The following is a 15,153-nucleotide window of genomic DNA, read 5'->3' as shown; positions in this document are numbered from 1 at the left end:
CGACGAAAGGTCGATGGCAACAGGAAAAAGGTAACTCATGGTTGATTGGGAATTGGCAAGTCGCAAGAACGATCACTTGGATATCGTCCTTGATCCTGCACGTGCCTTGAGCAGTATCACGACCGGGTTTGAGCAGATTCAATTCCAGCACTGTGCCCTGCCAGAGCTGCACCTGAACCAGATCGATCTTGCTACCACGCTGCTAGGCAAGCCGCTCAAGGCGCCTGTTCTCATCAGTTCCATGACAGGCGGGCCGGAACGTGCACAGACCATCAACCGGCACCTTGCCGAAGCGGCGGAAACGCTAGGCCTGGCGCTGGCAGTGGGCTCGCAGCGCATTGCCCTGCAGAACGGTGGGGACAAGGGGCTGACCAGTCAATTGCGGCAACTGGCTCCGTCCATTCCCCTTCTCGCCAATATTGGCGCAGCTCAATTAGTGGCGGGTTATGGCGTGACCGAGGCCCGTCGGGCAGTCGACATGATCCAGGCCGACGCCTTGATCATTCACCTCAACCCACTCCAGGAAGCGGTACAGTCCGGCGGCGATCGCAACTGGCAGGGCGTCCTGGCTGCCATCGAACATCTGGTTACACATTTGGGCGTTCCGATCGTCATCAAGGAAGTAGGCGCAGGCATTTCTGCTGATGTCGCCCAGCAACTGACAGAGGTGGGTGTCGCCGTGATCGACATAGCCGGCGCAGGAGGAACCAGCTGGGCAGCTGTCGAAGCCGAGCGTGCCCATAACGAGCTTGATCGTCAGGTTGCTCAGGCCTTCATCAACTGGGGCATTCCAACCGCCCAGGCGATTGCTCAGGTCCGTGAGCAATGCCCGGACATTCCACTCATTGCCTCGGGCGGTATCCGCAACGGCGTCGATGCGGCCAAAGCCATTCGCCTGGGCGCCGATGTGGTCGGTCAGGCTGCCGCCGTGCTGCATAGCGCAACCCTGTCTCCAGAAGCCGTTCTGAACCATTTCGAAGTCATGATCCGGCAACTGAAGGTAGCCTGCTTCTGCACCGGCTCGGCGAATCTGGCTGAGCTGCGCAAGGCCCGCCTGTTAAGACCCGTTTCGCTCGCGGAGACCTGAATGCCTCATTTCGCCCTCATCGCCCCTGCATTTTCAAGCCATCTTCGCGCAATGGAAGCGATTGCCGAAACCCTGGTGGCGCGAGGGCACACGGTCAGCCTGCTCCATCAGGCGGATGTCGGCGAGCGGCTTCGTAGCAACGCCATCCGCTTTTACCCGATAGGCCTTGAGTCTCATCCGCCTGGCTCGCTGGACGCCATGATTTGCCGGGCCGGTAATCCAGGCGGCCCGTTTGGGCTGATGCGCGTTATTCATGATATGGCTCGCAGCACCGAGTTGTTTTGCCGCGAGGCACCGAAGGTATTGCGTGACCAGGCCGTTGATGCCGTAATTTCCGATCAGATGGAAGCCGCTGGGGGGCTTATAGCCGAGCATTTGCGCCTGCCCTACGTCTCGATAGCCTGTGCCTTGCCGGTCAACCGGGACCCGCTTGTGCCTCTTCCCGTCATGCCATGGGGATACGACACATCGCCACGAGGCCGCCATCTCAATCAGGGCAGTGCCCAGGTCTATGACCTCCTGATGCACGAGCATGCCCGTGTCATCCAGCGATACGCAAAAACCTTTGGTCTTGAGCCTCGGTCAACATTGGCCGACTGCCTGTCGCCTTACGCTCAAATCAGCCAGTGCGTACCGGGATTCGATTTTCCCCGTACCGAGCTACCAGCCCACTTTCACGAAGTCGGCCCGCTACGCCTACCCGCAACGCAAGACCCTGCCCTGAGCTATCCGATCCGCACCGACAAACCGTTTGTGTTCGCATCGCTAGGGACATTGCAAGGCGGACGTTTCACCTTGTTCGAACGGATCGCACGCGCCTGCAAAACGCTTGATGTGCAATTACTCATCGCCCACTGCGGTGGCCTCAACCTGCAGCAATGCGATGCCTTGAGGCAGGCTGGCGCTCACTGGGTTACAGACTTTGCACCGCAGCGAGCCACGTTGGCGCGGGCCGATGCGGTCATTACCCATGCCGGTCTCAACACTGTGCTCGACGCGCTGGAAGCAGGAACGCCCATGCTGGCGTTGCCAATTGCCTTCGATCAACCCGGCGTGGCCGCACGCATCGAGCATGCCGGCGTCGGCCTTCGCCTGAGCCCTAAGCGACTGACCTCCGGCAAATTGGCCCCCGCTCTGCAACGCCTTCTGACCGAACCGCATTTTCGTTGGAAGGCCCAGGCCTTTCAGCCTCGGGTTCAGGCAGCCGGCGGCGTACAAAAAGCCGCTGACCTTATTGAGGACGTACTCAGCAAGGTTGCCCTGGAGAGACCCGCATGAATACCTATGACCTGATCCTGGCGGGAGGTGGACTGGCCAACGGGCTGATTGCCCTGAAACTACGCCAGACACGTCCGGAGCTCCGCATCCTACTCATCGAGCAAGGCGACCGACTGGGCGGTAATCACACCTGGTCCTTTCATGAGCCGGACCTGACAACAGAGCAGCACGCCTGGATCGAGCCGCTGGTAGCCCATCGCTGGGCGGAGTATCTGGTATTTTTTCCTGGGCTTGAGCGGACACTGAGCAGTGGTTACGCCTCTATCAGCGCCGAGCGCTTTCATGACGTTCTGATGGAGCGCCTGGGTGATTCGGTACGTCTGAACGCTACGGTCAGCGCGCTTGGCCCCACAGAGGTCAGGTTTGCCAACGGCGAAGCGTTTCAGGCGGCTGCAGTTCTGGATGGCCGGGGTCATCGCCCCAGCCCGCACATGGGATTGGGTTTTCAAAAGTTTCTGGGCCAGGAATTACAGCTCGCGCAGCCCCACGGGCTTTCCGGTCCAATCATCATGGATGCTACCGTTCCACAAACGGAGGGTTACCGTTTCATCTACGTCCTGCCGCTTACTCAGGACCGGGTTCTGATCGAAGACACCTACTATGCCGATGGGCAGAACCTTGACCCTGATCGGTTGCGTGACCATATCGCCCGCTACGCCGCGGATCACGGCTGGACGATTCAATCCCTGATCAGGGAAGAGCATGGCGTGCTCCCCATTACGCTGAGCGGTGACATAGATGCGTTCTGGGCTGAAGCGGGAGATATCCCGCCCACTGGCCTCGCCGCCGGCCTCTTCCATGCCACCACAGGATACTCATTACCTGAGGCGGTACGACTGGCGGAACTTATTGCCGGCTGCCCCCGTCTGGATACCTCTACCCTTGTTGATACGGTTCGCCGGCATGCGCTGCAACGCTGGCGAACCTATGGATTTTTCCGCCTGCTCAACCGCATGCTATTTCTGGCCGGCAAGCCTGAGCATCGCTATCGAGTGATGCGTCGCTTTTACGGTCTTCCGGAGCCCTTGATCCAGCGTTTCTATGCCGGACAGTTGAAGCCCAGCGATAAGCTGCGCATTCTAACAGGCAAGCCACCGGTTCCATTACGCGAGGCATTGACGGCGGCACTGGCCAGCCGCACCGGTCAAACAGGCGGACCGATTAAGGACATCTCATGAATACAGACGTCGTTTCCAATTCCAGGCAGGCTGTTGTCATTGGTGCCGGTTTTGGCGGGCTGGCCCTGGCCATACGCCTGCAGGCCTCCGGGATTCGTACCACGCTACTCGAAAAGCGGGACAAACCCGGCGGGCGCGCCTATGTCTATGAGGACAAAGGCTTTACCTTCGATGCCGGCCCCACGGTCATTACCGATCCCTCGGCCCTGGAAGAGCTCTTTACTGTGGCAGGGCGCAAGCTGTCGGACTATGTCGAACTGCTGCCCGTCGATCCGTTCTACCAGTTGTGCTGGGAAGACGGCACCCGCTTCGACTATGTCAACGATCAAGCCACGCTCGATGCCCAGATCAAGTCACTCGACCCCGCCGACGTGGAGGGCTACCAGCGCTTTTTAGCGTATTCCCGCGCAGTCTATGAAGAAGGGTATGTAAAGCTGGGTAGTGTGCCGTTTCTAAGCTTTCGCGACATGGTTCGTGCCGGTCCGCAGCTACTGAAGCTTCAAGCCTGGCGCAGTGTGTACGATCAGGTCTCCAAATTTGTTCGCAACGACAAGCTTCGGCAGGCACTCTCCTTTCATACACTGCTGGTCGGCGGCAACCCGTTCGCCACCTCATCCATCTATGCGTTGATTCATGCACTGGAGCGCCAGGGTGGCGTGTGGTTTCCCCGTGGCGGTACAGGCGCCCTGGTCCAGGGTCTGGCCAAGCTGTTTCAGGACATTGGCGGCACATTGGAACTTAACACGCCTGTCGAGCGCATCCTGGTCGACAATTGTCGTGTAACAGGTGTCATTACCGCCCAAGGCAAGCAGATCAATACTGACCTGGTTGCATCCAATGCCGATGTAATCCACACCTACAAGAAGATGCTGGGTCACCATGTGCACGGTATCGTCGAGGCGAACCGTCTCAAGAAGAAGCGTCACAGCATGTCGCTGTTCGTGGTGTACTTTGGCCTGCGCCAGCGCCCTGAAGAACAGAAGCTTCAACATCATACGATCTGTTTTGGTAACCGTTACCAGGGCCTGATCGAGGAGCTATTTTCCGGCCCCGGCGTTCCTGAGGATTTCTCGCTCTACCTGCACTCCCCGTGCGTGACCGACCCCTCCCTGGCACCAGAGGGCTGCAGTACTCACTATGTGCTGTCGCCTGTCCCGCACCTGGGCAATGCACCGGTAGACTGGTCGGTAGAGGGTCCGAAGTACCGGGACCGCATTCTGGCCTACGTGGAAAAGCATTACATTCCAAACCTGAATCGCGATCTGGTCACCAGCCGAATTTTTACACCCGAAGATTTCCGCACCGAACTCAATGCGTATGTCGGTTCAGCCTTCTCCCTAGAGCCAATCCTGACCCAGAGCGCCTGGTTCCGGCCGCATAACCGAGACGCCGCTATTCCCAACCTTTATCTGGTGGGTGCCGGCACCCACCCGGGAGCAGGCATTCCTGGTGTAGTCGGCTCGGCCAAAGCGACCGCAAGCGTGATTCTGGGGGACCTTGGAGCAGCCATATGAATACGGCAGTCGTCGAACACGCAACGCAGTCCATCAATGTCGGCTCCAAGAGCTTTGCCGCTGCGGCCAAACTGTTCGACGAACAAACCCGTCAAAGCGCTGTGATGCTTTACGCCTGGTGCCGCCATTGTGACGATGTAGTGGACGGTCAGGACCACGGTCACGGACAGGTTGAAGGCGACCGGACGGCAAGCGAAGCCCGTCTCCACGAACTTGAAGATCTGACGCGCCGCGCCTATGCAGGTGAGCCTATGAGCGAGCCGGCTTTTGCCGCCTTCCAGCAGGTCATCCAGCGCCATGCCATTCCCGAGCGCTATCCTCTTGAGCATCTGGCGGGTTTCCGCATGGATGTTGAAGAGCGGGTCTACTACCGCCTCGACGATACCCTCCAATACTGCTACCACGTCGCCGGAGTGGTAGGCGTCATGATGGCAATGCTCATGGGTGCGCGCGACGAAGACACGCTCGACCGCGCCTGTGATTTAGGCATGGCGTTTCAGCTGACTAATATCGCACGGGACATTGTGGAAGACGCCCGCATAGGCCGAATCTACCTTCCTAGGGAATGGCTCGATGAGGCTGGCATTCCCGTCGCCGAACTGGCTGATCCCGCGCATCGTGTCCGCCTGGCCACCCTGGCGCAGCGTCTGGTCGCGCTGGCTGAACCCTACTATGACTCAGCCGCTACCGGTATTGCCGACCTGCCTCTGCGCTCAGCCTGGTCGATTGCGACCGCTCGCGCCGTTTATCGGGAAATTGGTCTGAAAGTTAACGCACGAGGCCCTAGAGCCTGGGACAGTCGGGTATCAACCAGCACCGTTGATAAGCTTCGCCTGGTGATAAGAGGCGCCCTACGTGCACTGGCTTCACGGGCGGGCCGCTCTAGTCCGCGCCCCGCCGATCTATGGACCCGTCCGCGGTAAGTGAACGCACCGGGCGGTAGTGTCTCGTTACGAAATGAAGACTTGCGTCTTTTGCTGAAATTGGTCACAAACAAGGCGTCGCACGGCGACACTAAACCTAAACTTTTCAGTGGTATAGCAGGTCAGACATAAGCGACTACTTTAAGTCGCTCTACAGTAGTCAAGTACGGGATATATTTATGCACAAGACGGAATCGGCTGTTCCAAGAGATCTACAAAACGCACCGACCTCGCTCTTCTCGATCATCCCGCTTGTGCCGAGTGCACACACTACGGCCAGTCCGGACAGATCGCATACCTACAAACCGGAATTTTTCAACGAGAGCGAATGGGCGCTACTCAAGGCAGCTTGCGGACGCCTGACTGCCACGACCAATCAGGGCACCAGTGAATCCCTGGTCAATCTGCCTATTTTCATTGATCAGCATATGTTGTCGCCTTACGCGCACGGCGATTTGGATTGTCTGCAAGACCCTTTCACCGATGCACCCGCCAAACTTCCTCAGGGTCGCCAGCCGCTACGTGACCTGGTACGTGCCGGGCTTGCGGATCTGAATCGCTACAGTCAACAAACGCATCAGCAGCTTTTTACGGCACTGTCAGCCGAAGAGCAGCAGCATGTTTTGAGCAATGCCGAAGCCGGTCTTCTGGGCACGCAAGCCCAGGAATTCATTTCCCTGCTTCGCACTGAAATCGATCACAGTCGCTTCGCCCACTCGTTGTTTCCGGCATACGAACCCCTGTCTGCCTGAACCCTCTGAACCGAATAAAAAAGCGCGCCTTCTGGCGCGCTTTTGCTTGGGGCTTTACTCCTGATCGAACCGCCGCCTCTTGAGCGGGCCGTCATGCAGATCACGCAGCTGCTTCTTGAGCACGGTCACTGATGGCGCATACAGGAAGCCAAACGAGACACATCCCTCCTTTCCATCCACGGCATGATGCATGCGATGGGCCTGATAGAGCCGCTTCAGGTATCCGCGACGCGGGACATATCTGAAAGGCCAGCGCTGATGGACAAGGCCGTCGTGAGCGATGAAATACAACAGCCCGTACGCCGTCATGCCGGCACCAATCCACTCGATCCGGCCATAACCGGACGTGCCGAAATAAATCAGGGCGATAGCAAGGCCGGCGAATACAACAGCATAAAGGTCGTTTTTCTCGAACCAACCGGTGCGCGGCTCATGATGGGACTTGTGCCAGCCCCATCCCCAGCCGTGCATGATGTACTTATGTGCGTACCAGGCAAACCACTCCATAAAGGCCACGGTACCCAGCACGATTGAGGTATTGATTAAGATATCCATGTTCGGCTCCAGGATCGTCCTTCCACCTTACTGCCTGAAACCCATTTGCGCACGATCTGGATCAGGAAACCGGGTCGGACGTCAGCAGCAGAGTCGATGGATTCCCGAGTAGAACGGAATCCGTTGGTAGGTGGACATTCAGTGCGGCAGAGCGCACCACAAAACGTACCTTTGTACTGTGCATGGGTTCGCCGTCCAGATTCATATCGACCCCTTCGCTGGCGGAAACCTCAACCCAGGGTAACCGGGTACGAATGAACAAATCCTCGCTGGCGAACCCGCCTGAAAACCAGGAGCCCAACGTTCCCATCAGATCCTGTGGCGTGGGCAGAATAGTCAGATCAAGCATGCCATCGTTGACGACTGCATTCGGGCACAGCACATGGCCGCCGCCGGCCTGCCGACCATTGCCAATCCCCATGGCCAGAAACTCGCCTTCCCATTCAAAATCCGGCCCTTCGAAACGACCATAGGCGGAGCGCACTTCCGCAAAGCGCGTAAGGCCTGTCAACAGATAAGCCGTGCCACCCAGTACGCGCTTGAGTTCCGAGGACGTATTCGCCGTCACTTGTGAACCAAACCCGCCGGTGGCCATATTGAGGAACATCTCGCCGTCTGCTTCGATCAGATCGATGGGTTGCGCTGGCGTATCCAGTAGCGCCAGTGCCTCGGCAGGATCAGCTGGAATACCTGCCGCCCGGGCAAAGTCATTGGCGGTTCCCAGGGGCATCAGGGCCAACGACGCATCGGAGCGCGTACGAGCCAAGGCTTCGGCCACCAGCTTGAGCGTACCGTCGCCTCCGCCTGCTACCAGATGCGTATAACCCGCAGCGACTGCTTCCTCAACAAAACGGGCCGCATCGCCATTCTCCCAAGTGACCCGGACATCGACCGTTTTGCCGGTCGCACGTCGCGCCTCAACCGCTGCGCGGACATCGTCATTGGTGGCCTGATTACCATTAAGAATCAGCAGTGTTTTTTCATTGGAATCGGAGACGGTGACAGGAACATTCATGAACAGAGCACCCAGCAAAGTCGAGTGTCAGTAGGACTACGTCAACGGGTCCACGTTCCTTGGCAGCGACTTGATTTGTGATGAAGCAACCGCTCTGAAACCGACCTGGGAAAGCCGATGCGTTCCCAGGTCGGCAAGACTTCAGCCAATCAGCTCACTCATGGGAATGAAGCCCACAAGGTCACCTTCGGCGATGGTTCTTCCTTCACGTACCTCTACCAACCCGTCAGCCCATGCCGCCGTACGCAGGACATTGGAACCCTGGTCGCGATGAGGCACGACCCGGCCATTTTCAAGCCGCGCCCGCTGGTACTCGCGTCGCTCGCCCACGCGCGTCCAATTAAAACCTGCTGCCACCTCCAGCTTGAGGGGTTCAACATCCTGAACGCCCATCCGACGCAACAGATAAGGACGCGCCAGCAGCCCGAACGTCACCAACGTAGACGCTGGATTGCCTGGCAGCCCGATGACCGGCACGCCGTTATAACGACCACAAGTGAGCGGCTTGCCTGGCTTGAGCGCCAGCTTCCAGAGGGTCAGCTCACCCGCCTCACGCAAGGCCTGGCCCAGGAAGTCCGCCTCGCCTACCGACACACCGCCGGTCGACAGGATCAAATCCGCCAAGTGCAGCTGCGCTAATTGCTCACGGGTGCGCTCCAGATCATCCGGGAGGATGCCCGCATCAATCACCTCGCAGCCCAGACGCTTGAGCCAGGACGCCAGCACCGTCCGGTTACTGTTGTAAATCTGTCCTGGCCCCAATGGCTTACCCGGCTCGACCAGCTCATCGCCGGTCGACAGGATCGCTACCCGGGGGCGCCTGAACACATCAAGAGCTGCGCAGCCCAACGACGCCGCAATACCCAGCTCGATCGGTCCCAGTCGCTTGCCAGCGTCCAGTACCGTATCGCCCTGGCGCGTCTCGTTACCCTTCAGGCGAACGTTTTTGCCTGCCTTGAGCGTCTCTACAAAGCGAATGCGACCGTCATCCAAGACCTCGGTGTTCTCCTGCATCTCCACCGTATCGGCACCTTCGGGCATGGGCGCCCCGGTAAAGATGCGCGCACAGGTGCCCCGCGTGAGCGGCTGCGGGCTTTGCCCTGCAAAGATACGCTGACTGACAGGCAGCGGTTCGCCCTGAAGATCTTCAAAGCGCAGCGCGTACCCGTCCATGGCACTGTTGGACCATGGCGGCAGGTCGAGCTCCGCTATCACGGACCGGGCCAGAACGCGCCCCTCGGCCTCCGCCAGAGACACACGTTGCGTTTCGGTGATCGCGTCGGCATCAGCCATCGACAGGAGACGGGCCAATGCCTCTTCAATAGGTAACAGACTCATCCGCGCGGTCCGCAGGGTTCGGCCCTCTTCAGATGCGGCACAAAATTGCAGGGACGATGACGGTTGTCCAGCTGCTCAGCCAGAATGCCGTCCCAACCCGTACGGCAGGCACCCGTCGAACCCGGTAGACAGCAGACCAGCGTACCGTTGGCCAAACCTGCCAGCGCACGGGACTGAACCGTGGACGTACCGATGTCTGTCGCGGAGATCTGACGGAAATATTCACCAAAACCATCGACCTGCTTGTCCAGCAGGCAGGCTACCGCTTCCGGTGTGCTGTCGCGGCCGGTAAAACCGGTGCCCCCGGTGATGACAACGACCTGGACGGTATCATCGGCAATCCAGTTGGCTACCTGAGCGCGGATTTTGTAGAGATCATCCTTGAGCAGTACGCGTGCAGCCAGAAAATGTCCCGCCTCGGTCAGACGGTCAACCAGCAACTGTCCCGATGTATCGGTTTCGAAGGTACGGGTATCACTGACAGTCAGAACGGCAATATTCAGCGGTACAAAGACCGCATCGGCCTTAGAGCTCATAACAATCATCCAAAACGGCAGGTAAGAAACATTTTTATATCACAGGCAGGACTACCACGTAGCGATCCAGACAGAGACAAACCGTCGCCCCGCCACATAGAGCCAAGCCGCGCTACACTGACGGCCCGTATTCGAGCCTGGACGTTCCCATGACCACATGCCTTTCCGACTGCTCCATTCTTCTGCTTGCCGGTGGCCGTGGTCAGCGTATGGGTGGAAGGGATAAAGGCCTGGTGGAATGGCATGGCCTTCCGCTGATCGAGCATATGCACAAGGTGGTCCGCCCCCTGACAGATGACCTCATTATTTCCTGTAACCGTAATGCCGAGCGCTATGCCCGGTACGCCGATCAGATCGTCAATGATGCCGAGCCCGACTTTCCCGGCCCGCTGGCCGGTATCCGTGCAGGGCTCAAGGCAGCTCGTCATCGCTGGCTGATCCTTCTGCCGTGCGATGCTCTGCGCATTGATCGTGACCTGCTTGTCCAGCTACACCGCTGCGCACAGGAGGCACCTGATGTTCCGGTCATGGTGCGTCAGGGAAATTTCTGGGAGCCCTTGTTTTCACTTATTCCTACCCGCTTGAAAGATCGAGTGGAAGAAGCCTGGCAGGCAGGCGAGCGCAGCCCCCGGGGTGTATTCATTCCATTGGGTGCCCGGGCGCTAATGATTGCAGAGCATGATCAGCGTCTCGCCAATGTAAATGATGAACACAGCCTGCTTGCCCTTTCATCGGAACCTGGCGGGAAGTGACAGGTCAGAATGTCGTTAAACGTGCGTTTAAAAGGAGACTGCACATGAGAACCCGGATTCTACCTGCCTGTTTGCTGGCTCTTGGTTTTACCGTCCTGGCCGGTTGCTCTACGCCTTCAGTGATCACGTTGAACGACGGGCGTGAGATCCAGGCGGTAGATACACCCAAGTACGACGATGACTCAGGCTTCTATGAGTTCGAACAACTGGATGGCAAACCTGCCCGCATCAATAAGGATCAGGTTCGTACAATCAAAGAGCTGTAAGGTTTCGCAGTTAGCGCGCAAAAAAATTCACCTAAAACCTTGTCTGCAAAAAGTTTTTAGGTAAAATGCGCGCCATCTTTCGGAGCGTAGCGCAGCTTGGTAGCGCGTCTCGTTCGGGACGAGAAGGTCGCTGGTTCGAATCCAGTCGCTCCGACCAGTATCCCGGCCTAATCGCAGTTAGGCCAACAAAGCCCGCCACTTGCGGGCTTTGTTGTTTCTAATCCTTGTCTTTTGACAGCGTTTTACCAAACGTCTTGTCCTTTGCCCCCACATAAGCGCCCTGTTCACGTAATATCCCGCCTCCGGTTGTGTTTACCTGTAAAAGGAAGCGATCCTGCCTTGTGCTCGGCAGGGTCAGCTCGGCTTATGAAAAATATCTTTTCCGCTTTCCTGCTCGCCCTGACCGCGGCGAGCCTTTCTGTGCATGCGGCGGCTCGCCCTGTGCCGCAACCTCCCCCTGCACTTCAGTTGTTTTGTGCTAAGGGCGCTCTGGACGTTATCGAAAAAATCGGCCCTGTTTATGAAGAAACCTTTGGCAGAAAGCTTGTCAGCCATGTAGCGCCGGCACGTGGCAACGATGCCACCACTATTCCTAGTCGACTGGCCGAAGGTGAGCGGGCCGATGTCTTTTTGCTGGACCGCATGGCCATTTCCAAACTGCAGCAGCAGGGTCATATTGATCCAGACAGCTGCGCTGATTTCGGAAAGTCCTATATTGCGCTTGCTGTCCCCCACGGCCAAGGCCATCCGGCCATGACAAGCATGGAAGAATTCAAACAGATTCTGCTGGATGCCAAATCAATTGCCTACTCCGAGAGTGCTAGCGGTTTGTATCTGGAAAATGTTCTGTTCAACCTCATGGGTATCAAGGAGCGAATTGCGCCCAAGTTGAAAAGAATCACGAACGAGTCAGTGGGCGACGCCATTGCCCGGGGTGAGGCGGAAATCGGCCTGGAACAGGTCAGCGAGCTGAGTCCTTTGCAGGGCGTCGATATCGTAGGACTCATACCCGATCAGGCGCAGAAGATGACGCTATACACCGCCTGCATGGCACCTGACACGCCCCATCCTGAAGAGGCCCGCCAGTTCATCAAGTACATCAGCTCCAATGCTTCATTCGAGCTGATCAAAGCCAGTGGATTGCAGCCCCTTGTCGATCCTGACTACGAGCTGCACTTCAAGAAAGGCTGATCATCCATTGTCGGGGCGTTTACAACAGCCCCGCCTTATTCTGCCTGGATGGTAAACAAGCGCTCACCCTTGGCTGTTACCGCTGTGCCTTCGTCAATGTCTGCCAGGTAATTGTCGTCCATGTCATACACCTGCTCGCCCTCGATGCGGTAGATCAACCTACCCTGATCATCCGAAGCGCGTACAAAGCCGTCATTGTCAATCAGACCAATCTGAACGGCTTTGTCGCCGTATCCAAATACCAGGTAGCGCCCTTGACTGTAATCGGCAGCCATCTCGTTTCCTCCAAGCATTAGGGTTGCCCGATGGACAACCTCTATCCAACATCTGTCGCCCTGTATGAACAACAGTACGTTCTAAAGATTGGAGTCACGCTCTAGCCAAGAGTGCCGAAAAGTCCCGATCAGAACGAGCTGACTACCAGAGTCATGACAGGCCGACTATCTGACAATGGATGGACCTTGAGCCGAGCGCCGGTGCTACAGATGATGATCGAATGGTGACTACCCAGCATTGGCTTATGCTTGACGACTTCAGGGCAATCAAAGCCAAATGTCTTGCTAGCATGCCAGGCAAGATCGGCCTTGCTCAGATTCTGGCTCGTATTGGCCTTTTGAGGCTGGGTGTTGTAAAGCGACTGATCCGCGCGTGTAAGCTCGGCATGAACAGACCAGGATAACGACGATGCCAGCAATAGAACTGCAAACTCTTTGCGCATGAGAACTCTCTTGAACTGCCCGTGCAGCTTTGAACGTTCACTCCTTAATAAATAGCCAGTCATCACCTGAGGCACACCAGAAGCGTTTAGCGCTTGCGACCTACAACCTTCGCAACGACTAACGCATCCTCGATGGCCATCTGCACATCCCCGACAAGATCAGCCGAAACCCACTTGTCTGAGCTGATGACATCGAGCTTGGCCTGCTCTGCAATGGTGTCGGTATCAACACCTAGCTTCAGGGCTGCTCCAAAAACAGAGGCCAGGGCCTGGCTATACACAACCAATATCCTGTCAGTCATGAATACTTACCTATCATCTTGAGCATCTAGGTGAACGTTCAGCACAACCTCAGTGACACTCCTTTGTCAGCACTGCGAACGGGCGGGGCAAAGCCCGCACCTTTCAAGTAATAGCTGATAAATTCAAGGACTTCCCAAGAATTTCAAACCATCCATCAGCTTGGCTTAAAGCACGCCGGAAAAGCTCCGATAACCTTTTAGCAAGCAGTTCACCCCTACTTCTGCTTGTCTCCATGGTCTTTAAGCCTCGACGAGTCGAGGCTTTTTTCTTTCAGCGCCAGTGCCTGCTCATCCTTACGTTGGTATAGCAAGCACCATGCCTGAAAAAACGCCTGATTTCCGGCACTCGGCCGCTTCCAGCCATAAAAACGTCTATCAGAAGCATTTCACGCTAGCGGCCTGAACTAATTTTGCGTTTACGGTCATACCAGAACGCACTGTCAGCGTGTCCGTCCCCACATGGAAGTAGCGGCAATCCTATGAACACTCTCGCCCTCTGGCTTACCTCCCTTGGCTTGGTTGCCCTGGCACTGCCCTACGAAGGGCTTTACGCCTGCAGTACCTATACGTGGTGTTATACCCAGAACCCTATATGGCTCCCGCTCTGCATCGTTGTGACATTGATGTCGTTCTGGATTTACAAAAGAGAGGGCGCATCTGGTAAGCCTCGGCGACAGAGCACGGATCGATCATCCAGCAGTCTTCAGGCTTGGCCGTCTGCGCCAAAAGATCTCACCTGATAGGATGCTATCTGCTCATCGTCCGCTCGTGCTATTACCTTGCGCAACGGCAGTGTGGCTCAGGCACTGCCTGGAAAGGTTCTCGGACAAGGCGGGACGGCTACTAAGCTAAACGGCTAAGCCGAGCCTGGCTCAGACATCTGGCGATGACGCTCGGCTTTTTCCTGCTCAGACTCGGTGCGATTGGGACCTTCGCCTTCCTGCTCAACTTCCGGCCCGCCCCCGTAGACCTCGGCTTGCCCGGCCATCAAGGCATTGAATCCCTGCTGCGCCACCAATGCAGGATCATTCTTCTTGCCTGAGCCGACCTGAGTATCATCCTCACCGGCCCGGTGGAAAAAGTTGGTTTCGGTCGGTCCCGGCATCAATACCGTTACGCTCACACCGGTTCCCTTCATCTCATTGCCAATGGCATTCCCAAACGACCGCACAAAGGCCTTGGACGCTCCGTATACTGTCTCGAATGGAACAGGTGAGGTTCCCGAAATCGAAGAGGTTAAAAGTATGCGACCTCGCCCTTGAGCCACCATGTCCCGACTGAATAACTTGGCAAGGTGTACTACAGACACCACATTGATCTGAATGAGGTTAAGCTCGCTCTCCAGCGTCGTCTCCGCCTCGGTACCCGGTACGAAACTGCCGCCAACGCCTACACCCGCATTGATGGCAATCGCATCAACTGGGCGGCTCAATGCACGAAACGCCGAATAGAGCTGCTCCACTCCTTCATAGGTTGCGAGGTTAACCGCCGCACATTCGACCTGAGCGCCTAGGGCCTGCAATGTCTGCCGGACCTCATCCAGGCCGTTGCCCCGCGACGCGATAAGCAGGTCGAAGCCGTTCTGAGCGAATTGCCGTGCCAGCTCCAGCCCTATGCCATTCGAGGCACCTGTTACCACCGCCAGAGGTTTGTTCGTCTGAGTCATGCGGGTTACTCCATAAAGGTCATAGGCGGTATGACCTACTGGAGGCCGGGGCGACTCCCTAACCAACCGTATAAAAGTAGCC

Annotated in this window: 17 protein-coding genes and 1 tRNA gene; 10 read left to right on the top strand and 8 right to left on the bottom strand. The window is 57.2% G+C overall.

All coding sequences use genetic code 11. The features are described 5' to 3' along the window. Window positions 1-37 precede the first annotated feature (37 nt). The 6 genes from fni (at window position 38) to EAW52_RS08715 (ending at window position 6,732) form a co-directional block, all read left to right on the top strand. Window positions 38-1,087, top strand: a complete 1,050-nt coding sequence (gene fni / locus EAW52_RS08740; protein ID WP_122042132.1) for a type 2 isopentenyl-diphosphate Delta-isomerase — start codon at window positions 38-40, stop codon at window positions 1,085-1,087. Beyond that, on the top strand, window positions 1,088-2,365 hold the full coding sequence (locus EAW52_RS08735) for a glycosyltransferase (RefSeq protein ID WP_122042131.1): 1,278 nt from the start codon (window positions 1,088-1,090) through the stop codon (window positions 2,363-2,365). After that, the gene (gene crtY, locus EAW52_RS08730) at window positions 2,362-3,543 is read left to right on the top strand and encodes a lycopene beta-cyclase CrtY (protein WP_122042130.1); all 1,182 of its coding nucleotides are present in this window, start codon (window positions 2,362-2,364) and stop codon (window positions 3,541-3,543) included. The genes EAW52_RS08735 and crtY overlap by 4 nt, the downstream gene beginning before the upstream one ends. Further along, a complete protein-coding gene (locus EAW52_RS08725; protein ID WP_122042129.1) occupies window positions 3,540-5,057 on the top strand; it encodes a phytoene desaturase in 1,518 nt (505 codons plus the stop codon). Before crtY ends, EAW52_RS08725 begins: the two co-directional genes overlap by 4 nt. After that, window positions 5,054-5,980, top strand: coding sequence for a 15-cis-phytoene synthase CrtB (gene crtB / locus EAW52_RS08720; RefSeq protein ID WP_122042128.1), 927 nt, complete (start codon window positions 5,054-5,056; stop codon window positions 5,978-5,980). The genes EAW52_RS08725 and crtB overlap by 4 nt, the downstream gene beginning before the upstream one ends. Before the next feature lie 179 nt (window positions 5,981-6,159). After that, window positions 6,160-6,732 carry a gluconate 2-dehydrogenase subunit 3 family protein gene (locus tag EAW52_RS08715; protein WP_122042127.1) on the top strand — a complete coding sequence of 191 codons (573 nt, stop codon included), beginning with the start codon at window positions 6,160-6,162 and terminating at the stop codon, window positions 6,730-6,732. A gap of 54 nt (window positions 6,733-6,786) precedes the next feature. Here EAW52_RS08715 and EAW52_RS08710 read toward each other — a convergent pair whose 3' ends face one another. The 4 genes from EAW52_RS08710 to moaB form a co-directional block, all read right to left on the bottom strand. Next, window positions 6,787-7,287: a sterol desaturase family protein gene (locus EAW52_RS08710; RefSeq protein WP_010795023.1), complete on the bottom strand. Its 501-nt coding sequence runs from the start codon at window positions 7,285-7,287 to the stop codon at window positions 6,787-6,789. Window positions 7,288-7,348: 61 nt separating this feature from the next. Beyond that, the gene (gene yegS / locus EAW52_RS08705; RefSeq protein ID WP_122044753.1) at window positions 7,349-8,302 is read right to left on the bottom strand and encodes a lipid kinase YegS; all 954 of its coding nucleotides are present in this window, start codon (window positions 8,300-8,302) and stop codon (window positions 7,349-7,351) included. 141 nt (window positions 8,303-8,443) lie between these two features. Beyond that, window positions 8,444-9,640 carry a gephyrin-like molybdotransferase Glp gene (gene glp / locus EAW52_RS08700; protein ID WP_122042126.1) on the bottom strand — a complete coding sequence of 399 codons (1,197 nt, stop codon included), beginning with the start codon at window positions 9,638-9,640 and terminating at the stop codon, window positions 8,444-8,446. Next, window positions 9,637-10,176 (bottom strand): molybdenum cofactor biosynthesis protein B, encoded by a 540-nt coding sequence (gene moaB / locus EAW52_RS08695; protein WP_122042125.1) that lies wholly within the window; start codon window positions 10,174-10,176, stop codon window positions 9,637-9,639. Before moaB ends, glp begins: the two co-directional genes overlap by 4 nt. 149 nt (window positions 10,177-10,325) lie before the next feature. On the opposite strand from moaB, the gene mobA reads away from it, so the two are divergent. The 4 genes from mobA (at window position 10,326) to EAW52_RS08675 (ending at window position 12,385) form a co-directional block, all read left to right on the top strand. Continuing rightward, a complete protein-coding gene (mobA, locus tag EAW52_RS08690; protein WP_122042124.1) occupies window positions 10,326-10,928 on the top strand; it encodes a molybdenum cofactor guanylyltransferase MobA in 603 nt (200 codons plus the stop codon). Window positions 10,929-10,972: 44 nt separating this feature from the next. Then, window positions 10,973-11,194, top strand: coding sequence for a YgdI/YgdR family lipoprotein (locus EAW52_RS08685; protein ID WP_122042123.1), 222 nt, complete (start codon window positions 10,973-10,975; stop codon window positions 11,192-11,194). An 80-nt stretch (window positions 11,195-11,274) separates the two neighbouring features. Next, window positions 11,275-11,351 (top strand) — tRNA-Pro (locus EAW52_RS08680). A gap of 209 nt (window positions 11,352-11,560) precedes the next feature. After that, window positions 11,561-12,385 carry a substrate-binding domain-containing protein gene (locus EAW52_RS08675; protein ID WP_122042122.1) on the top strand — a complete coding sequence of 275 codons (825 nt, stop codon included), beginning with the start codon at window positions 11,561-11,563 and terminating at the stop codon, window positions 12,383-12,385. Between the two features lie 35 nt (window positions 12,386-12,420). Here the strand turns inward: EAW52_RS08675 and EAW52_RS08670 are convergent, their stop codons facing one another. The 4 genes from EAW52_RS08670 to EAW52_RS08655 form a co-directional block, all read right to left on the bottom strand. Next, window positions 12,421-12,660: a hypothetical protein gene (locus EAW52_RS08670; protein ID WP_010795030.1), complete on the bottom strand. Its 240-nt coding sequence runs from the start codon at window positions 12,658-12,660 to the stop codon at window positions 12,421-12,423. A 128-nt stretch (window positions 12,661-12,788) separates the two neighbouring features. Next, window positions 12,789-13,103, bottom strand: a complete 315-nt coding sequence (locus EAW52_RS08665; protein ID WP_122042121.1) for a hypothetical protein — start codon at window positions 13,101-13,103, stop codon at window positions 12,789-12,791. A gap of 86 nt (window positions 13,104-13,189) precedes the next feature. Continuing rightward, window positions 13,190-13,405, bottom strand: a complete 216-nt coding sequence (locus EAW52_RS08660; RefSeq protein ID WP_010795032.1) for a hypothetical protein — start codon at window positions 13,403-13,405, stop codon at window positions 13,190-13,192. Window positions 13,406-14,261: 856 nt separating this feature from the next. Further along, window positions 14,262-15,071 (bottom strand): SDR family oxidoreductase, encoded by an 810-nt coding sequence (locus EAW52_RS08655; protein ID WP_122042120.1) that lies wholly within the window; start codon window positions 15,069-15,071, stop codon window positions 14,262-14,264. Window positions 15,072-15,153: the final 82 nt, after the last annotated feature.

This window comes from Pseudomonas sp. LTJR-52 (genome assembly GCF_003691465.1).
GTDB classification, from domain to species: Bacteria; Pseudomonadota; Gammaproteobacteria; order Pseudomonadales; family Pseudomonadaceae; genus Chryseomonas; species Chryseomonas luteola.
This window is presented reverse-complemented; position numbering and strand designations above follow the sequence as displayed.